Annotated in this window: 18 protein-coding genes; 15 read left to right on the plus strand and 3 right to left on the minus strand. The window is 66.4% G+C overall.

What is annotated here, in order from left to right:
- Window position 1 precedes the first annotated feature (1 nt).
- Together B551_RS22370 and B551_RS22375 are read right to left on the minus strand one after the other, a co-directional pair.
- Window positions 2-430 (minus strand): DUF3619 family protein, encoded by a 429-nt coding sequence (locus tag B551_RS22370; RefSeq protein WP_006577024.1) that lies wholly within the window; start codon window positions 428-430, stop codon window positions 2-4.
- Window positions 427-993 (minus strand): RNA polymerase sigma factor, encoded by a 567-nt coding sequence (locus B551_RS22375; protein WP_006577025.1) that lies wholly within the window; start codon window positions 991-993, stop codon window positions 427-429. The genes B551_RS22370 and B551_RS22375 overlap by 4 nt, the downstream gene beginning before the upstream one ends.
- Before the next feature lie 303 nt (window positions 994-1,296).
- Between B551_RS22375 and B551_RS22380 the strand changes: the two genes are divergently transcribed.
- The 8 genes from B551_RS22380 (at window position 1,297) to B551_RS22420 (ending at window position 10,656) form a co-directional block, all read left to right on the plus strand.
- Window positions 1,297-3,060, plus strand: a complete 1,764-nt coding sequence (locus B551_RS22380; protein WP_006577026.1) for an acetolactate synthase 3 catalytic subunit — start codon at window positions 1,297-1,299, stop codon at window positions 3,058-3,060.
- A complete protein-coding gene (gene ilvN, locus B551_RS22385; protein ID WP_006577027.1) occupies window positions 3,060-3,551 on the plus strand; it encodes an acetolactate synthase small subunit in 492 nt (163 codons plus the stop codon). The genes B551_RS22380 and ilvN overlap by 1 nt, the downstream gene beginning before the upstream one ends.
- A gap of 35 nt (window positions 3,552-3,586) precedes the next feature.
- Complete coding sequence (gene ilvC, locus B551_RS22390; protein WP_256364487.1) at window positions 3,587-4,693, plus strand: ketol-acid reductoisomerase; 1,107 nt, start codon at window positions 3,587-3,589, stop codon at window positions 4,691-4,693.
- A gap of 197 nt (window positions 4,694-4,890) precedes the next feature.
- Window positions 4,891-5,535, plus strand: a complete 645-nt coding sequence (locus tag B551_RS22395; protein ID WP_006577029.1) for a phosphatidylserine decarboxylase — start codon at window positions 4,891-4,893, stop codon at window positions 5,533-5,535.
- A gap of 26 nt (window positions 5,536-5,561) precedes the next feature.
- Window positions 5,562-6,449 (plus strand): CDP-diacylglycerol--serine O-phosphatidyltransferase, encoded by an 888-nt coding sequence (gene pssA / locus B551_RS22400; RefSeq protein ID WP_006577030.1) that lies wholly within the window; start codon window positions 5,562-5,564, stop codon window positions 6,447-6,449.
- A gap of 213 nt (window positions 6,450-6,662) precedes the next feature.
- The gene (gene lysM / locus B551_RS22405) at window positions 6,663-7,166 is read left to right on the plus strand and encodes a peptidoglycan-binding protein LysM (RefSeq protein WP_006577031.1); all 504 of its coding nucleotides are present in this window, start codon (window positions 6,663-6,665) and stop codon (window positions 7,164-7,166) included.
- A 374-nt stretch (window positions 7,167-7,540) separates the two neighbouring features.
- Window positions 7,541-9,079 carry a 2-isopropylmalate synthase gene (locus tag B551_RS22410; RefSeq protein ID WP_006577032.1) on the plus strand — a complete coding sequence of 513 codons (1,539 nt, stop codon included), beginning with the start codon at window positions 7,541-7,543 and terminating at the stop codon, window positions 9,077-9,079.
- A 293-nt stretch (window positions 9,080-9,372) separates the two neighbouring features.
- A complete protein-coding gene (locus tag B551_RS22420; RefSeq protein ID WP_157072082.1) occupies window positions 9,373-10,656 on the plus strand; it encodes a hypothetical protein in 1,284 nt (427 codons plus the stop codon).
- A gap of 12 nt (window positions 10,657-10,668) precedes the next feature.
- Here the strand turns inward: B551_RS22420 and B551_RS22425 are convergent, their stop codons facing one another.
- Window positions 10,669-11,193: a hypothetical protein gene (locus B551_RS22425; protein WP_006577034.1), complete on the minus strand. Its 525-nt coding sequence runs from the start codon at window positions 11,191-11,193 to the stop codon at window positions 10,669-10,671.
- Between the two features lie 131 nt (window positions 11,194-11,324).
- Between B551_RS22425 and B551_RS22430 the strand changes: the two genes are divergently transcribed.
- From B551_RS22430 to secG, 7 genes are all read left to right on the plus strand, one after another.
- A complete protein-coding gene (locus tag B551_RS22430; protein WP_043442207.1) occupies window positions 11,325-12,572 on the plus strand; it encodes a branched-chain amino acid ABC transporter substrate-binding protein in 1,248 nt (415 codons plus the stop codon).
- 196 nt (window positions 12,573-12,768) lie between these two features.
- A complete protein-coding gene (rpsO, locus tag B551_RS22435; protein ID WP_006577035.1) occupies window positions 12,769-13,038 on the plus strand; it encodes a 30S ribosomal protein S15 in 270 nt (89 codons plus the stop codon).
- 519 nt (window positions 13,039-13,557) lie between these two features.
- A complete protein-coding gene (pnp, locus tag B551_RS22440) occupies window positions 13,558-15,729 on the plus strand; it encodes a polyribonucleotide nucleotidyltransferase (RefSeq protein WP_006577036.1) in 2,172 nt (723 codons plus the stop codon).
- 214 nt (window positions 15,730-15,943) lie between these two features.
- Window positions 15,944-16,954, plus strand: a complete 1,011-nt coding sequence (locus B551_RS22445) for an NAD(P)H-quinone oxidoreductase (protein ID WP_006577037.1) — start codon at window positions 15,944-15,946, stop codon at window positions 16,952-16,954.
- Window positions 16,955-17,111: 157 nt separating this feature from the next.
- Window positions 17,112-17,396 (plus strand): hypothetical protein, encoded by a 285-nt coding sequence (locus B551_RS22450; protein WP_006577038.1) that lies wholly within the window; start codon window positions 17,112-17,114, stop codon window positions 17,394-17,396.
- A 165-nt stretch (window positions 17,397-17,561) separates the two neighbouring features.
- Window positions 17,562-18,302 carry a triose-phosphate isomerase gene (gene tpiA / locus B551_RS22455; RefSeq protein WP_006577039.1) on the plus strand — a complete coding sequence of 247 codons (741 nt, stop codon included), beginning with the start codon at window positions 17,562-17,564 and terminating at the stop codon, window positions 18,300-18,302.
- Window positions 18,303-18,347: 45 nt separating this feature from the next.
- On the plus strand, window positions 18,348-18,610 hold a 263-nt coding region (secG, locus tag B551_RS22460; protein ID WP_043442212.1), incomplete at its 3' end, for a preprotein translocase subunit SecG.

Here is an 18,610-nt window from a genome sequence, read left to right on the forward strand (position 1 = left end):
CTTACTCGCCATGCTTGAGAAAGACATGGAAGCCCTCGTCCGCGTAGGCGGCCGGAGGCAGTTCGTCGAGCAGCATCGCGGCGTCGACATCGGCCAGTTCCTCGATCCGTTGCTGCTGCTGCCATTGGTAGATGCCGGCCAGTCCGCCGGCCAGCGCGACCACCGTCCATACCAGGCCGAGCCGGCGCACCCAATCGCCGAGCGGCCGCATCGACCGGTGCGCGCCGCCGTGCAGCGGCGGTCCGGCCGTTGCCAGTCGAGGTGATGTTTGAGGCGCTTCCACGCGGCGGCGCGACAGCGCCACGCGCCGTGCGGCGGCCAGGCGCGCGGCGATATCGTCCGGCACCTGGTTGGCGGAAGCGTCCAGCATGGCGGTGATCTGCCGGGCCAGGCGGCGTTGCTCGATCTCGGATGCGTTTCTGCTGTTCATAGTCGGAGTCCCCGGGCGCGCAGCGCCTGCGCCAGGGCATGCGTGGCGCGCGAACAGTGGGTCTTGACGCTGCCTTCGGAACATCCCATGGCAGCGGCCGTTTCCGCGACGTCCATATCCTCCCAGTAACGCAGCAGGAAGGCCTCGCGTTGACGGGTGGGCAGGCGCTGGACTTCTTCCTCGATGATGCGCATGGTCTGCACGCGCTCGAACCGGTCGGCGCTGCTCTCGGCGGCCTGCGATCCCGGCTCGCTCTCCAGCGCCTCCAGCAGGTCGGCGTCCTCGCCATCGCGCTCGTCGCGCAGGTTCGAGAACAGCGTGACCCAGGTATTGCGCACCTTCTGGCGGCGAAACCAGTCGTGGATGGTGTTCTGCAGGATGCGCTGGAACAGCGGCGGCAACTCGGCGGGGCCGCGGTCGCCGTATTTTTCGGCCAGCTTGATCATGGCGTCCTGGACGATGTCCAGGGCGGCCTGTTCGTCCCGTACCGCGAATACCGCGTGCTTGAAGGCGCGGCGTTCGGCGCTGGCGAGAAAATCGGATAGTTCCTGTTCGGTTGCCATGCGGCGGGCAAGAGCGGCCGGCCAATGCCGCACGAGGGCGGGGCGGCCGGCAGCCCGGAAATCAGCAAAATGCGGCGATGCTAGCAAATAACGGGGCGGCCGTGTCGCCCCGGCGACACGATACGAGGTCATAGACCGCGCTGGTGCGATGCAGTATCATCGACGGTTCACGACATCAGTGGTTGTCTCATCTGGCCGCTTATGAGGCGGTCTCCCATGCAGACGCGCACCGCTTGAACCCGTGCCACAAGCCCGGCAGAGAGCATCCAAACAATTTTTTGCCGAAAATTGCAAAGGACTGACATGAACATGCCCAGCGCGGAATTCTCCCACGCCGACAGCAATTCATCCGCCGCACCCGAAATGATCGGGGCGGAAATCCTCGTCCACGCACTTGCCGAAGAAGGCGTCGAATACGTCTGGGGTTATCCCGGCGGCGCAGTGCTGTATATCTACGACGAGCTGTACAAGCAAAAGAAAATCGAGCACATCCTGGTGCGCCACGAGCAGGCCGCGGTCCACGCCGCGGACGGCTATGCGCGCGCGACCGGCAAGGTGGGCTGCGCGCTGGTGACCTCGGGTCCCGGCGTGACCAATGCCGTCACCGGCATCGCCACCGCCTATCTGGACTCGATTCCGATGGTCGTGATCACCGGCAACGTGCCGACCCACGCGATCGGCCAGGATGCCTTCCAGGAGTGCGACACGGTCGGCATCACGCGGCCGGTGGTCAAGCACAACTTCCTGGTCAAGGACGTGCGCGATCTGGCGGCGACCATCAAGAAGGCCTTCTATATCGCCGCGACCGGCCGCCCCGGTCCGGTGGTGGTCGACATCCCGAAGGACGTGTCGCGCAATGCCTGCCGCTACGAGTACCCGAAAGCGATCGACATGCGCTCGTACAACCCCGTCAACAAGGGGCATTCGGGCCAGATCCGCAAGGCATTGGCGCTGCTGCAGAGCGCCGAGCGGCCGCTGATCTATTCGGGCGGCGGCGTGGTGCTCGCCAATGCCAGCGACGAACTGCGCCAGCTGGCCGCGCTGACCGGCCATCCGGTCACCAACACGCTGATGGGCCTGGGCGCGTTCCCCGGCACCAGCAAGCAGTTCGTCGGCATGCTCGGCATGCACGGCACCTACGAAGCCAACATGGCGATGCAGAACTGCGACGTGCTGATCGCCATCGGGGCGCGCTTCGACGACCGCGTGATCGGCAACCCGGCGCACTTCACCTCGCAGCCGCGCAAGATCATCCATATCGACATCGACCCCTCGTCGATCTCGAAGCGGGTCAAGGTGGACATCCCGATCGTCGGCAACGTCAAGGACGTGCTGCAGGAGCTGATCGCGCAACTGCAGGCCAGTGACGTCAAGCCGCGCCGCGAGGCGCTGTCGCGCTGGTGGGAGCAGATCGAGCAATGGCGCTCGGTGGACTGCCTGAAGTACGACCGCGATTCCGAGATCATCAAGCCGCAGTACGTGATCGAGAAGATCTGGGAACTGACCAAGGGCGATGCCTTCGTCTGCTCGGACGTCGGCCAGCACCAGATGTGGGCCGCGCAGTTCTACAAGTTCGACCAGCCGCGCCGCTGGATCAACTCCGGCGGCCTCGGCACGATGGGCGTGGGCCTGCCGTACGCGATGGGCATCAAGAAGGCGTTCCCGGACAAGGAAGTCGTCACCGTGACCGGCGAGGGCTCGATCCAGATGTGTATCCAGGAACTGTCGACCTGCCTGCAGTACGACACCCCGGTCAAGATCTGCGCGCTGAACAACCGCTACCTGGGCATGGTGCGCCAGTGGCAGGAGATCGAGTACGACAACCGCTACTCGCATTCCTACATGGACGCGCTGCCCGACTTCGTCAAGCTGGCCGAGGCCTATGGCCACGTCGGCATGCGCATCGAAAAGACCGCCGACGTCGAGCCGGCGCTGCGCGAGGCCTTCCGCCTGAAGGACCGCACCGTGTTCCTGGATTTCCAGACCGACCCGACGGAAAACGTCTGGCCGATGGTGCAGGCGGGCAAGGGCATTTCGGAAATGCTGCTCGGCGCGGAGGACCTGTGATGCGACACATCATTTCGGTCCTGCTGGAGAACGAACCGGGCGCGCTGTCGCGCGTGGTCGGGCTGTTCTCGGCGCGCGGCTACAACATCGAGACGCTGACCGTGGCGCCCACCGAGGACGCCTCGCTGTCGCGGATGACGATCGTGACGACCGGCTCGGATGACGTGATCGAACAGATCACCAAGCATCTGAACCGGCTGGTCGAGGTGGTCAAGGTGGTCGACCTGACCGAGGGCGCGCACATCGAGCGCGAGCTGATGCTCGTCAAGGTGCGCGCCGTCGGCAAGGAGCGCGAGGAGATGAAACGCACCGCGGACATCTTCCGCGGCCGGGTCATCGACGTCACCGAGAAGACCTACACGATCGAGCTGACCGGCAACGGCAGCAAGCTCGATGCCTTCCTCGATGCGATCGACCGCAGCGCGATCCTGGAGACCGTCCGTACCGGCGGCTCGGGAATCGGCCGGGGCGAGCGCATCCTGAAGGTCTGACGCCGGTCTCTCGCGCGGCAACCCCACCACACCCCATTGCAGTATCGACGGCGGCGCGCCGGCGCCAACCCCATGCGCGGCGCGTCGTCGACTCCCAACATCGGAAAAAGAGCGAAGGAATCATCATGAAAGTGTTTTACGACAAGGACGCCGACCTGTCCCTGATCAAGGGCAAGAACGTCACCATCATCGGCTACGGCTCCCAGGGTCACGCCCACGCGCTGAACCTGAACGACTCGGGCGTCAAGGTGACGGTCGGCCTGCGCAAGAACGGCGCGTCGTGGAACAAGGCCGTCAACGCCGGCCTGCAGGTCAAGGAAGTGGCCGAGGCCGTCAAGGACGCCGACGTGGTCATGATCCTGCTGCCGGACGAGCAGATCGCCGACGTGTACAAGAACGAAGTGCACGACAACATCAAGGAAGGCGCCGCGCTGGCCTTCGCCCACGGCTTCAACGTGCACTACGGCGCGGTGATCCCGCGCGCCGACCTCGACGTGATCATGATCGCGCCGAAGGCCCCGGGCCACACCGTGCGTTCGACCTACAGCCAGGGCGGCGGCGTGCCGCACCTGATCGCGGTGCACCAGAACAAGTCGGGCGCCGCCCGCGACATCGCGCTGTCGTACGCCACCGCCAACGGCGGCGGCCGTGCCGGCATCATCGAGACCAACTTCCGCGAAGAGACCGAGACCGACCTGTTCGGCGAGCAGGCCGTGCTGTGCGGCGGTACCGTCGAGCTGATCAAGGCCGGCTTCGAGACGCTGGTCGAAGCCGGTTACGCGCCGGAAATGGCCTACTTCGAGTGCCTGCACGAGCTCAAGCTGATCGTCGACCTGATCTATGAAGGCGGCATCGCCAACATGAACTACTCGATCTCCAACAACGCCGAGTACGGCGAGTACGTGACCGGCCCGCGCGTGGTCACCGAGGAGACCAAGAAGGCCATGAAGCAGTGCCTGAAGGACATCCAGACCGGCGAATACGCCAAGAGCTTCCTGCTCGAGAACAAGGCTGGCGCGCCGACGCTGATCTCGCGCCGCCGCCTGACCGCCGAGCACCAGATCGAGGAAGTGGGTGCCAAGCTGCGCGCGATGATGCCCTGGATCGCCAAGAACAAGCTGGTCGACCAGTCGAAGAACTAAGCGTGCCGGACGCCGCGCCGCCGGGTTTGCCGGGCGGCGCGGTCCTGCGCGTTGCAGCCGTCCAGCCTTCCGTCCCGACCGGAGGCGGTCGCCATGGCCAGACCATGGTCCGCCGAGGGAAAACGGGGGAGGGCTGGGCGGCTTTTTGTTATCCTTGTCAGACTTGACTGACCTCCATAGACCTCTTTCCCACCTGCATGAACTATCCCCATCCGCTGATCGCCCGTGAAGGCTGGCCGTTCCTGGCCGGCGCTTTTGTCATCTCGCTGCTGGTGCATGCCAGCGCGGGATTCTGGTGGGCGCTGCCGCTCTGGATCATCACGGTGTTCGTGCTGCAGTTTTTCCGCGATCCGCCGCGGCCGATTCCGACCCAGCCCAATGCGGTGCTGGCGCCGGCCGACGGACGCATCGTCGCGGTCGAGAAGACCCAGGATCCCTACGCCGGCCGCGAGGCGCTGAAGATCAGCGTGTTCATGAACGTGTTCAACGTCCATTCGAACCGCGTGTCGGTCGACGGCACCGTCGAGAAGATCGACTATTTCCCCGGCCAGTTCGTCAACGCCGACCTGGACAAGGCCTCGACCGAGAACGAGCGCAATGCGGTGGTGATCCGCCGCGCCGGCGACGACAAGGTCGTCACGCTGGTGCAGGTCGCCGGCCTGATCGCGCGGCGCATCCTGTGCTACACGCGCGTCGGCGACACGGTGGCGCGCGGCCAGCGCTACGGCTTCATCCGCTTCGGCTCGCGCGTCGACGTCTATCTGCCGCTCGACGCCCGGCCGCGCGTGACGATCGGCGAGAAGGTTTCGGCTTCGTCGACGATCCTCGCCGAGCTGGATTGAGCCACGAGCGATCGAGGAGATTCGGCATGGGTGCATTCAATCGGCGCAACAAGCGCGTGGTCGGCGGCAACGTGACCCATCTGCGGCCGTTCCGGCATAACCAGATGCGAGGCGCGGAAATCGATCCGGCGGACGACGACGAGCTCGAGGTCGAATACGTGCGGCCGCGCCGCCGCGGCATCTACCTGCTGCCGAACGCCTTCACCACGGCCGCGCTGTTCGCCGGCTTCTTTGCCATCGTGCAGGCGATGAACATGCGTTTCGATGTCGCGGCCATTGCCATCTTCGCGGCGATGGTACTCGACGGCATGGACGGCCGCGTGGCCCGCATCACCAATACGCAGAGCGCGTTCGGCGAGCAGTACGACTCGCTGTCGGACATGACGTCGTTCGGCGTCGCGCCCGCGCTGGTGATGTACGAATGGATCCTGAAGGACCTGGGCAAATGGGGCTGGATCGCGGCCTTCGTCTATTGCACCTGTGCGGCACTGCGGCTGGCGCGCTTCAACGCCAATATCGGCGTGATCGACAAGCGCTTCTTCCAGGGCCTGCCGAGCCCGGCCGCGGCGGCGCTGGTAGCCGGCTTCGTCTGGCTCGCGATCGACAACAAGCTGCCGGTGCGCGAACTGTGGATGCCGTGGGTGGCGTTCGCGATCACGCTGTATGCCGGGCTGTCGATGGTCACCAATGCGCCGTTCTACAGCGGCAAGGCGCTCGACGTGCGCCATCGCGTCTCCTTCGGCGTGATGATCCTGGTGATGGTGCTGTTCGTGGTGGTGTCCAGCGATCCGCCGGTGGCGCTGTTCGGGCTGTTCGTCGGCTATGCGATTTCCGGCTACGTGCTGTGGGGCTGGCGCGCGATGCATGGCGAGCAGGGCGGCGTGGCGCGCTCTCAGGCGCGCGGCCCGGACTGACGCCGGGCCGCGCGGAGCAGCCGCGGATGTCGATTTGATGAACGGGAAAGGCGCATCGGCGCCTTTTTTGTTTTTGCGTTTGCTTGCGATTCCCCGCTTGTGATGTCCGTCCAATTCGCGGTATGTTGCCGAGGCGTCATGCCGCGAAGGCATGGCGGCCCGCCGCGTAGCCGCGATCGGCTACCGACTTGCCACTGACACAAGGAGAATCCCATGAGCGTGCTGGATTTCATCAAGGAAGCAGGCGAGAAGCTGTTCGGCCGCGAAGCCAAGGCCGCCGAGCCGGCCCAGGCCGCGCCCGCCGATGCCGCGCAGCAGGCCGAGGCGGCCAACCGCACCGCCGGCGAAGCGATCGAAAACTACATCCGCAAGATGGGTCTCGATGCGACCGGGCTGTCGGTGCAGGTCGACGGCGCCCAGGGCAAGGTCACGGTGTTCGGCGTCGCGCCGGACCAGGCCACGCGCGAGAAGATCATCCTGTGCTGCGGCAACGTCGAAGGCGTCGAGCAGGTCGAGGACAAGATGTCGGTCAACGTCGAGTCGGAATCGGCGCAATGGCACACCGTGGCCAAGGGCGACACGCTGTCGGCGATCGCGCAGAAGTACTACGGCAAGGCCAACGCCTACAACGCGATCTTCGAGGCCAACCGGCCGATGCTGTCGCACCCGGACAAGATCTATCCGGGCCAGAAGCTGCGTATCCCGCCCCAGGCCTGAGGCCCTGCAGAGGCCCCCCGTTGCGCGGGGCAGAGCGGCGCGCGGCCGCTTGGGGGAAATCCCCGTGTTGCGCGCCGTTGCCATCTCGGCTATATTCGCTGCCATGATTTCGCGCCAAGCCCGTCTCGCCCGTACCCTGCTAGGTAGCCTACTAGGCAGCCAGGTCGGGACACGCGCGCGCTGAGGAAGCGATAGCCTCACGCGAAGTCGCACAGGATTTTATCCACGCCCCGGCCTGCATCCCTGCACGCCGGGGCGTTTTGCATTGTGCCGCAGCGATCGGCGACGATGCGACCGGCAGGCAGCGGGGCACCGGAACAGAAACCGAAACCGCCGAAACCCGTTCGAGCACTTATCCCCCAGGAGCGTTTTCCATGTCGGACAAACTGATCATTTTCGATACCACGTTGCGCGACGGCGAGCAGTCGCCCGGCGCCTCGATGACGCGCGAGGAAAAGATCCGCATCGCGCGCCAGCTCGAGCGCCTGAAGGTCGATGTGATCGAGGCCGGCTTCGCCGCCAGCTCGAACGGCGACTTCGAGGCGATCCGCGCGATCGCCCAGACCGTCAAGGACTCGACCATCTGCTCGCTGGCCCGCGCCAACGACAAGGACATCGCCCGCGCCGCCGAGGCGCTCAAGCCCGCCAACTCCTTCCGCATCCATACCTTCATCGCCACCTCGGCGCTGCATATGGAAAAGAAGCTGCGCATGACGCCGGACCAGGTCTACGAGCAGGCGCGCCTGGCGGTGCGTTTCGCGCGCCAGTTCACCGACGACATCGAGTTCTCGCCGGAAGACGGCAGCCGCTCCGACATGGACTTCCTGTGCCGCGTGCTGGAGGCCGTGATCGACGAGGGCGCGACCACGATCAACCTGCCCGACACGGTCGGCTATGCGGTGCCCGAAGGCTATGCCGCGTTGATCCGCTCGGTGCGCGAGCGCATTCCGAATTCGGACAAGGCGGTGTGGTCGGTGCACTGCCATAACGACCTGGGCATGGCGGTGGCGAACTCGCTGGCCGCGGTCAAGCTCGGCGGCGCGCGCCAGATCGAATGCACGATCAACGGCCTGGGCGAGCGCGCCGGCAACACCAGCCTCGAAGAGGTGGTGATGGCGGTCAAGACGCGGCGCGATTACTTCAATCTCGATGTGGGCGTCGATACCACGCAGATCGTGCCGGCCTCGAAGCTGGTCTCGCAGATCACCGGCTTCGTGGTGCAGCCGAACAAGGCCGTGGTCGGCGCCAACGCGTTCGCGCACGCCTCGGGCATCCACCAGGATGGCGTGCTGAAGGCGCGCGACACCTACGAGATCATGCGCGCCGAAGACGTGGGCTGGACTGCGAACAAGATCGTGCTCGGCAAGCTGTCGGGCCGCAACGCGTTCAAGCAGCGCCTGCAGGAACTGGGCATCGAGCTCGACAGCGAGAGCGAGGTCAATGCCGCCTTCGCGCGCTTCAAGGAGCTGGCCGACCAGAAGGCCGAGATCTTCGACGAGGACATCATGGCCATCGTCTCGGACGAGGCCCACGACGCCAACGAACACTATCGCTTCATCTCGCTGTCGCAACGCTCGGAAACCGGCGAGCGGCCGCATGCACGCGTGGTGTTCAACATGGACGGCCAGGAGTACACCGGCGAAGGCGAGGGCAACGGCCCGGTCGATGCCACGCTGCACGCGATCGAGGGCAAGGTGAACAGCGGCGCCGAGCTGGTGCTGTATTCGGTCAACGCGATCACCACCGGCACGCAGGCGCAGGGCGAGGTCACGGTGCGGCTGTCCAAGGCCGGCCGCATCGTCAACGGCGTCGGCACCGACCCGGACATCGTCGCGGCCTCGGCCAAGGCCTATCTGGCCGCGCTGAACAAGCTGCACGACAAGGCGGTGCAGAAGATCAATCCGCAGATCTGATCGCGCCGGGGCAGAAGGACCCGCCGGTCGATCTCGCCGGCGGATGCAGCCAGCCGACGCAAGCACAGCGCCGGTGGTTCGTGAGATTCGACTCACGGACCACCGGCGCTTTTTGTTGGCGCCTGGCAGTGGCCTGGCCGCCTGACATGCCGCAAAACGCAATGTGGCCATTAAAGCTGGAAGCAGGCCGGCAAGGACTCGACGATCATCGCGACCACGATTTGCCCCAGACGCATGGACATGGGTTTGGCGGTTTGGTGGCTGGCTTGGGACCCCTTCGTTGAGGAATGTCGATGTCGTTGGCAGTCAGTGAATTCGCCATGCCGTGCACGGTGTTGGATGTAGAACGGGTCAAGACCCTGGGGGAAACCGACAAGCAGCGCATCGCTCTGGGCGCTCCATTGATCATTGGCGATCGCTGTTATCGCTTCAACTGGGACAGGCAGTACGCCGCCCCCCGTCTGCAGTGTCTTTCCAATCAGCGTTCCACGCCGCGACGAAATCGTCGCGAAGAAAAGGTGCTGACCGACAGCCTGGCGGGGCAATTGCGCGTGGGCCTGGTCAGCGCTGTCGATCTGGACCGTTTGCATCCGTATCACACCGTCGGCCGGAATGCGGCGCTGGAACACGTCGCCGCGGGTGGCCTGCTGCAAGCGCGTGGGCGCGCCTGCTCCAGGCGCTTCACCGTCGTCGTGGATCGGCACGGCAAGGCGGCGTGGACGACGGTCAGCGAGTCGCGCTGGCCCGCGTTGAAGGCCCTGTGGAACTGGCTTCGCTGTCTGGGGCGCCAGGGGCGACGGGAGTGGCGGGACGAACGGCAGTTGCTGCAGGAGCTCCGCTGCCTGCTGCCGGCGGATCAGGTCAAGGCGCGGCGCGAATCGATCGAGGGCGGCCGCTCGAACCTGATGCGCGGGCTCGACCGGCAGAATCCGGCCGACGTTCAGGACAACTTTCGCGGCCGGATTGCCACGCCCGAGGGCGTCATGCAATTCCTGCGATACGACGAAAAGGCGTTGGAGCGCTTCGACAATGACGCCAGAACCGTGCTGCACCATGTCGCGTGCGACCCGGGGCTTGCCACCGGCCCGGTGCTCGATTCGCTGTTCATGAAGATCGCGATCGAGGCGCTCGAATGCCGCGGGGCCGGTGTCGCCAACGCGCGACCGGGGGCGGCAGAAGGGGGAGAGACCACCCCGCGCATCTTCGCCTCGGACTACGACGGCAATACCCCGGTCCACCTTGCCGTACTCCATGGCGACAAGGCATCGGTGCTGCGCTTCCTGCGGCAGGCGGCAAAGACGGACTCGGACAATGCAGGAGGCGCGGGCCCGCGTTTTGCCGAGCGACGCAACCGGGCCGGACAGACGATATGGGATTGCGCGCAGGCCAGGGTCAAGGCCCGGCGGGCCGATGCCTGGGTGCTCGACATCGTGCGCGAGCACGGTGGCGAGCCGCCGGCAATCCAGGACAGTGCGATGGAACTGGAGCCGGCCAGGGGCATGCCGGGGTGCTCGCGCAGCCGGCTGACGTCACTGCCCACGTCGCCAGGGCGGCATGGGCGGCATGGGCGGCATTAAGGGGCGCGATGCCTAGCGGATCGTTTCCCGCGGATCGGCCAGCGGGTCGGGCGTGATCTGGGTCTGCCGCAGCACGCCGGCATCGTCGAAATAGAAGTGGAACAGCGACGGCCAGTTTTCTTCGTGCAGGAAGCGGTACGACCAGACATCGCGGCGCATCAGCGGGAAGTACTGCGTCGGCTCGCGCGGCAGGCCGAAATGTTCGGCGACGTCGCGCTTGGTCCAGGTGCCGATCCGCGCCTTGTACAGCTCGGTGGTGGTCAACATCTGGCGGAAGCGCGTCAGCTTGCCGCTGGTATCGAAGTCGGCCGCATAGGCCTGACGCCCCAGTGGCTGCTTCGAATAGATCCAGCGCACGGTGCCGTCGTCGAGCCGGAAGATGTCGGTCGGCTCGCCGAAGGTCGCGCGCACCGTGCTTTCCGGCGCGCCGATCAGCTTCTGCGCCTCCTGTACCGGCTGCAGGATGACACAGGCCGTCAACAGCACGCCCGCGGTGCCGAGCGCCAACCAGCGGCCAATGCTCTTCAGTGCTTTCATTGCGATCCTCGGTCCTTCATTGCCACGGAATAGCCGCAGTGTAGCGCCGCAGGCGCCGCATCGCACCGCCTGCGCGATTGCAAGGCGGTGAGCGCTGGCTTACCATGCAGCGCTTTCGCGGAGATCGATCGATGGTTGTGAAGGGGTGGCTGGGGGCTTGCCTGTTGGCCCTCGCGGCGGGCGTTGCGTCGGCGCAGGAGCCGATCCGGCTCGGCATGATCGACGGACTGTCGGGTCCGTTCGCCAATGCCGGCGAAGCGGTGGTGCGCAACCTGCGGCTCGCGATCGACCGGGTCAACGCGCGCGGCGGCGTCCGCACCGCCGAAGGGCAGCGCCCGCTGGAGCTGGTCACCTTCGACAGCAAGGGCAATGTCGACGAGAGCCTGATCCAGTTCCGAGCGCTGGTGGACCGGCGCATCCCGTTCGTGCTGCAGGGGAACAGCTCGGCGGTCGCCGCGGCGCTGGTCGGCGCGGTGAACCGGCACAACGCGCGCCAGCCCGAGGCGCGCGTGCTGTTCCTGAACTATTCCGCGGTCGATCCGGCGCTGACCAACGAGAACTGCAGCTTCTGGCATTTCCGCTTCGACGCCGGCGCCGACATGCGGATGGAGGCGCTGACCGAGGTGATTCGCGCCGACGCGAGCGTGCGCCGCGTCTACCTGATCGCGCAGGACTACAGCTTCGGCCATCAGGTCTCGCGGCTCGCGCGCGACATGCTGGCGGCCAAGCGGCCCGACGTGAAGATCGTCGGCGACGAATTCCACCCGATCGGCAAGATCAAGGACTTCGCGCCGTATATCGCGAAGATCAAGGCCAGCGGCGCGGACGCGGTGATCACCGGCAACTGGGGCAACGACCTGACGCTGATGGTCAAGGCGGCGCGCGAGGGCGGCCTGGGCGCCAAGTTCTATACCTTCTACGGCAATGGCCTCGGCGCCCCGGCCGCGATGGGCGATGCCGGCGTGGGCCGCGTGCTGGCGGTGGCCGAATGGCACCCGAACGTCGGTGGCGCCGCCTCCGATGCCTTCTACCAGGCCTTCCGCAACCGCTATCCCGAGCCGAAGGACGACTACGTGCATCTGCGCATGCAGATGATGATCGAGATGCTGGCGAGGGCGATCGAGCAGGCCGGTTCCACCGATGCGGTCAAGGTCGCGCGGGCGCTGGAGGGCATGCGTTACGTCAACGACTTCCACGACGCCACCGTGCGCGCGGATGACCACCAGGTGCTGCAGCCGCTCTATGTGTCGATGATGGAGCGGCAGGGCGGCGAAGTGCGCTTCGACAACGAGGGCTCCGGATACGGCTTCCGCACGGTCAAGCGGCTGAAGTCGGCCCAGACCACGCGGGCCACGACCTGCAAGATGGAGCGTCCCTAGCCCCGGCAAGGCGGCGCCCGGCCGCTTTTGCCCGGCAACTCCAGTTGCGCTATAATGCGCGGCTGTCGTTCAGGCGGCACTCGCGGTAACGCGGGCGCGCCCGGCGGCAAGGCAGTGTGCGGCGCAAGCCGCATTTTTCTCCCGCACGACGTTCGCGGCCCTGGCGCTGCAACGTTCGCAAGTGAAAGGAAACATCATGTCCGTAGCCGATATCAACAAGTCCGAAGTCATCAAGCAGTTCGCCCGTGGCGCCAACGACACCGGCAGCCCCGAAGTCCAGGTCGCTCTGCTGACCTCGCGCATCAACGAACTGACCCCGCACTTCAAGGCCAACATGAAGGATCACCACAGCCGCCGCGGCCTGCTGCGCATGGTGAGCCGTCGTCGCCGCCTGCTGGACTACCTGAAGTCGAACGACGCCGATCGTTATCGCGCGCTGATCGAGAAGCTGGGTCTGCGCAAGTAAATTGCGCCAGGCTGCTCGGATCGGGGAAGGGATGAGGATGGCGATGCCGATGCCGGCATGGTCGGCAATGTCGGTCCTCGCACCGTACGCCCCGGCGTGACGCCAGGATGCCTGCGTCAGCACTGCTGATGCAGGCATTTTGTTTTTGCGCGGCCGATTGGCCATGCCGGCGAATGCCGGCAATCCGATTGCGCCGCGGGTGGCCGGCCAGGCCGGACACCGTTGCCGTTGCACCACGATGTGCAACGGAGTAAGTTGAATCGTTCTTTTCATTCATGACACCGGAGTCCGGCAAGGAACCAGGGCTTTGTGTCATTCCAGCGCCTCATCGGACATCGGCGGCGATCGTTTGACCTTGATCGCTGCGGCAACCGCGGTGACGCGCTGGAATGGCATAGCACTTCCCTGCGACCGCGCCTGACAGCGATCCGGCAGCAATGCCCGCGGCTGCATCACGCGGGCGCCGGCACGCCGGCGGGCTTCCGGCCCGTCGCCGTGCAAGCACAAAGGGGAACGCTCATGTCCATGTTCAACAAGGTCGTCAAGCAATTCCAGTGGGGCCAGCATACGGTCCGCATGGAAACCGGCGAAATCGCCCGCCAGGCCGGCGGCGCGGTGCTCGTCGATGTCGAGGACACCGTGGTGCTCGCCACCGTGGTGGCCGCCAAGCAGCCCAAGCCGGGCCAGGATTTCTTCCCGCTGACGGTCGACTACATCGAGAAGACCTATGCCGCCGGCAAGATCCCGGGCGGCTTCTTCAAGCGCGAAGGCCGTCCGTCGGAGAACGAGACGCTGACCTCGCGCCTGATCGATCGTCCGCTGCGTCCGCTGTTTCCGGAAGGCTTCTATAACGACGTGCAGGTGGTCGTCCACGTCGTGTCGCTGAACCCCGAAGTGCCGGCCGATATCCCGGCGCTGATCGGTGCCTCGGCCGCGCTGGCGGTCTCGGGCATTCCGTTCAACGGCCCGGTCGGCGCCGCGCGCGTCGGCTACCAGAACGGCCAGTACCTGCTGAACCCGACCCGCAGCCAGCTGGCCAGCTCCGAGCTGGACCTGGTGGTCGCCGGCACCGAGCGTGCCGTGCTGATGGTCGAATCGGAAGCCAACCAGCTGTCCGAAGAGGTGATGCTGGGCGCCGTGGTCTACGGCCACGAGCAGATGCAGGTCGCGATCAACGCGATCCACGAGCTGGTGCGCGAAGGCGGCAAGCCCGAGTGGAACTGGGCCCCGGCGCCGAAGAACGAGGCGCTGATCGCCAAGGTGGCCGAGGTCGGCTCGCCGCTGCTGCAGGAGGCCTATCAGATCCGCCAGAAGTCGGCCCGCTCGCAGAAGGTCAAGGAAGCCTACGCCGCGGTCGAGGCCCGTCTGGCCGAGGCCGGCGTCGAGTTCGACAAGGTCGAGGTCGGCAACATCCTGTTCGATCTGGAAGCGAAGATCGTCCGTGGCCAGGTGCTGGCCGGCGAGCCGCGCATCGACGGCCGCGACACCCGCACCGTGCGCCCGATCGAGATCCGCTCGTCGGTGCTGCCGCGCGCGCACGGCTCGGCGCTGTTCACCCGCGGCGAGACGCAGGCGCTGGTGGTGGCCACGCTGGGCACCAAGAGCGACGAGCAGATCATCGACGCGCTGGCCGGCGAATACCGCGATCGCTTCATGCTCCACTACAACATGCCCCCGTTCGCGACCGGCGAGACCGGCCGCGTGGGTTCGCCCAAGCGCCGCGAGATCGGCCACGGCCGCCTGGCCAAGCGCGCGCTGATTCCGGTGCTGCCGGCCGAGGAAGAGTTCGCCTACACGATCCGCCTGGTGTCGGAAATCACCGAGTCGAACGGCTCGTCGTCGATGGCTTCGGTCTGCGGCGGCTGCCTGGCGCTGATGGACGCCGGCGTTCCGGTCAAGGCGCACGTGGCCGGCGTGGCCATGGGCCTGATCCTGGAAGGCAACAAGTTCGCCGTGCTGACCGACATCCTGGGCGACGAGGACCACCTCGGCGACATGGACTTCAAGGTCGCGGGTACTGACAACGGCATCACCGCGCTGCAGATGGACATCAAGGTCCAGGGCATCACCAAGGAAATCATGCAGGTCGCGCTGGCGCAGGCCAAGGAAGGCCGCCTGCATATCCTGTCGAAGATGCAGGAGGCGATGGGCCATGCGCGTACCGAACTGTCGGAACACGCGCCGCGCATGATCACGATGAAGATCCATCCGGACAAGATCCGCGAGGTGATCGGCAAGGGCGGCTCGACGATCCAGGCGCTGACCAAGGAAACCGGCACGACCATCGACATCCAGGAAGACGGCACGATCACGATCGCGTCGACCTCGACCGAGGGCATGGCCGAGGCCAAGCGCCGCATCGAGGGCATCACCGCGGAAGCCGAAGTGGGCAAGATCTACAACGGCACCGTGCTGAAGCTGCTGGACTTTGGCGCCATCGTCAACATCCTGCCGGGCAAGGACGGTCTGCTGCATATCTCGGAGATCGTCAACGAGCGCGTCAAGGACATCAAGGACTGGCTGAAGGAAGGCCAGCAGGTCCGCGTCAAGCTGATCCAGGCCGACGAGAAGGGCCGCCTGCGTCTGTCGCTGAAGGCGGCGATGGCCGAGGAGGGCGGTTCGATCGCTCCGCTGGCCAACGCCGAAGCGCCGGCGGCGCCGGCCGAGCCGACGGGCGGCGAGCAGCAGTAAGCGCGCTCGCGTCGTCCCCGCGTACGCGGGGACGGCATGACTTCTGCCCGCTTGCCGGGCAGCGTGCAAGAAACGGCTGGGCGATGCCCGGCCGTTTTTTTGTTTACACTGCCGCCAGTCCCTCAGGGCAAGCGCGCCAGGTCGCGCTTTCTTTTTTCCCCTTTCCGCATCCCAGCCGCGCACCACGCGCGGTTTCCAGTTTCAAGGAGCCAGCATGCAAGCCATCGAGATCCGCGAATACGGCGGCCCTGACGTGTTGCAGTTGACCGAGCGTCCCGATCCGGCGCCCGGCCCCGGTGAAGTCCTGATCCGCGTCGCCGCGGCCGGCATCAACCGGCCCGACGTGTTCCAGCGCACCGGCAACTATCCGGTGCCGCCGGGCGCGTCCGACCTGCCGGGACTCGAGGTGGCCGGCGAGGTCGTCGGCGGCGACCTGTCGCATCCCGACAATCGCTTCGGCCTGAAGGTCGGGGACCGCGTCTGCGCGCTGGTGCAGGGCGGCGGCTACGCGCAGCTGTGCACCGCGCCGCTGGCGCAGTGCCTGCCGGTACCGCAGGGCTTGAGCGATATCGAGGCGGCGGCCTTGCCCGAGACCTTCTTCACGGTGTGGAGCAATGTGTTCGACCGCGGCTATCTCGGCCGCGGCCCGCGCGGCAAGGAAGAAACGCTGCTGATCCAGGGCGGCTCCAGCGGTATCGGTACCACCGCGATCCAGATCGCGAAGGCGCTGGGTCACAAGGTCTTCGTCACCGCCGGCAGCGACGAGAAGTGCCGCGCCTGCGAGGAGCTCGGCGCCGACCGGGCGATCAACTACAAGACGCAGGACTTCGCCGCCGAGGTCAAGTCGCTGACCGGCGGCCGCGGTGTCGACGTGATCCTCGACATGGTGGCCGGCCCATATCTGGCGCGCGAGCTGTCGTGCATCGCCGACGATGGCCGCATCGTGATCATCGCGCTGCTCGGCGGCGCCAAGGCGGAGATTCCGCTCGGCGACATCCTGCGCCGCCGTATCACCGTGACCGGCTCGACGCTGCGGCCGCGCCCCGCCTCGTTCAAGGGCGAGATCGCGCGGGCTCTGCACGAGCATGTGTGGCCGCTGCTGGCCAACGGCAGCATCAAGCCGGTGATCCACCAGGTCTTCCCGGCCGCGCAGGCCGCCGACGCCCATCGCCTGATGGAGTCGAGCGAGCACGTCGGCAAGATCGTGCTGACTTGGCAAGGCTGACGGCCAAAGCGGCCGGGCGATGGCTGGCCGCTTTCTGTCGCATGCGCGCCCGGCGGGGCAGAAGTTGAAATCGGGGTGGCAACGAGACAGTCCCGGCGAGTTGGCGGCGAATACTTCCTTGGCCATACCGGCATCGATCACTACCAAGGAGCTCGCCATGCAGACCAATCGAATCGCACCCCAGACCATTCGCCCGCAACTGTCGCCGTCGGAGGACCCCGGCGCGCTGACGCAGCAGGATATCGACGAGTTGACCGCGCTCGTCCAGCCCGAGCTGGAGCGGGCGGGAACGTGGCGGGGCTGGCTATGCTGTTGCCTGCGCTGCCTCTTTCCCTGTATTTGCTGCGTCGAGGCCTGTCATTCCTACCGCGTGTCGAAGAGGGTGATGGAGCGGATGGAGGCGCGGGCCGCGGCCCAGGCACCGGCACGCCTGGCCCCTTGAGCGCCGGCCGTTGCCCGGCGTCAGGCTGGCGGGACGTGCCGCGCCGCCGGGCTTCAGCGCGATCGCGCCTGGCGGTGTGACGCGACGGCGCAGGGTATCGCGCGGTCGTAGCGCCCGGGTACTCAGCGCGGTACAATTGCGGGTTTGATTTTGAGAGGCGCTTTCGTGAGACAAAAGCTCGTCATCGGCAACTGGAAGATGCATGGCAGCCTGGCTGCCAACGAGGCCCTGCTGAACGGTATCAAGGCCGGCGCCCCGTCGGGCGCGAGCCTCGCGGTGTGCGCGCCGTTCCCCTACCTGGCACAGTGCCAGGCGTTGCTGGCGGGCAGCCAGGTCGCCTGGGGCGCGCAGGACGTGTCGGCCGAGGCGCGCGGCGCCTTCACCGGCGAGGTGGCGGCATCGATGCTGGCCGAATTCGGCGTCAGCTACGTGCTGGTGGGCCATTCGGAGCGCCGCACCTACCATGGCGAGAGCGATGCCGCCGTGGCCGCCAAGGCGCTGCGGGCCCTCGAATTCGGCATCGTGCCGGTGATCTGCGTCGGCGAGACGCTGGCGCAGCGCGAAGCGGGCGAGACCGAAGCCGTGGTCGGCCGGCAACTGCAGGCCGTGCTGGAAGCGCTGTCGGTGGAGCAGCTGAGCCGCGTGGTGCTGGCCTACGAGCCGGTCTGGGCGATCGGCACCGGCAAGACCGCCAGCAAGGAGCAGGCCCAGGCCGTGCACGCCTTCCTGCGCAGCCAGGTCGCCGCGCGCGACGCCGGCGTGGCGCAGCGCATGGCGATCCTGTACGGTGGCAGCGTCAAGCCGGACAATGCGGCCGAGCTGTTCTCGATGGCCGATATCGATGGCGGGCTGATCGGCGGCGCCTCGCTCAAAACCGAAGATTTTCTCGCGATCGGCAACGCCTGATGCCGGCCGCACCGACCGTCTGAATCAGGCAAGCGAATCGAATCCATGGCAATTCTGAAAACTCTATTGATGGTCGCGCAGGTGCTGTCGGCACTGGGCGTGATCGGGCTGGTGCTGCTGCAGCACGGCAAGGGCGCCGACGTCGGCGCGGCGTTCGGCTCGGGCGCCTCGGGCAGCCTGTTCGGCGCCACCGGCTCGGCCAACTTCCTGTCGCGCACCACGGCGATCCTGGCCACGCTGTTCTTCGTCTGCACGCTGGCGCTGACGCTGCTGGGCAACTACCGTCCGTCCGCCTCGCTGGGCGTGAT

The organism is Cupriavidus sp. HPC(L), assembly GCF_000307735.3.
Taxonomy (GTDB): Bacteria; Pseudomonadota; Gammaproteobacteria; order Burkholderiales; family Burkholderiaceae; genus Cupriavidus.

Bases quoted from the DNA above. Each gene is read 5' to 3' on its own strand.
- B551_RS22370 (WP_006577024.1), bottom strand. From the start codon at position 430: ATGAACAGCAGAAACGCATCCGAGATCGAGCAACGCCGCCTGGCCCGG.
- B551_RS22375 (WP_006577025.1), bottom strand. From the start codon at position 993: ATGGCAACCGAACAGGAACTATCCGATTTTCTCGCCAGCGCCGAACGC.
- B551_RS22380 (WP_006577026.1), top strand. From the start codon at position 1,297: ATGAACATGCCCAGCGCGGAATTCTCCCACGCCGACAGCAATTCATCC.
- ilvN (WP_006577027.1), top strand. From the start codon at position 3,060: ATGCGACACATCATTTCGGTCCTGCTGGAGAACGAACCGGGCGCGCTG.
- B551_RS22395 (WP_006577029.1), top strand. From the start codon at position 4,891: ATGAACTATCCCCATCCGCTGATCGCCCGTGAAGGCTGGCCGTTCCTG.
- pssA (WP_006577030.1), top strand. From the start codon at position 5,562: ATGGGTGCATTCAATCGGCGCAACAAGCGCGTGGTCGGCGGCAACGTG.
- lysM (WP_006577031.1), top strand. From the start codon at position 6,663: ATGAGCGTGCTGGATTTCATCAAGGAAGCAGGCGAGAAGCTGTTCGGC.
- B551_RS22410 (WP_006577032.1), top strand. From the start codon at position 7,541: ATGTCGGACAAACTGATCATTTTCGATACCACGTTGCGCGACGGCGAG.
- B551_RS22420 (WP_157072082.1), top strand. From the start codon at position 9,373: ATGTCGTTGGCAGTCAGTGAATTCGCCATGCCGTGCACGGTGTTGGAT.
- B551_RS22425 (WP_006577034.1), bottom strand. From the start codon at position 11,193: ATGAAAGCACTGAAGAGCATTGGCCGCTGGTTGGCGCTCGGCACCGCG.
- B551_RS22430 (WP_043442207.1), top strand. From the start codon at position 11,325: ATGGTTGTGAAGGGGTGGCTGGGGGCTTGCCTGTTGGCCCTCGCGGCG.
- rpsO (WP_006577035.1), top strand. From the start codon at position 12,769: ATGTCCGTAGCCGATATCAACAAGTCCGAAGTCATCAAGCAGTTCGCC.
- pnp (WP_006577036.1), top strand. From the start codon at position 13,558: ATGTCCATGTTCAACAAGGTCGTCAAGCAATTCCAGTGGGGCCAGCAT.
- B551_RS22445 (WP_006577037.1), top strand. From the start codon at position 15,944: ATGCAAGCCATCGAGATCCGCGAATACGGCGGCCCTGACGTGTTGCAG.
- B551_RS22450 (WP_006577038.1), top strand. From the start codon at position 17,112: ATGCAGACCAATCGAATCGCACCCCAGACCATTCGCCCGCAACTGTCG.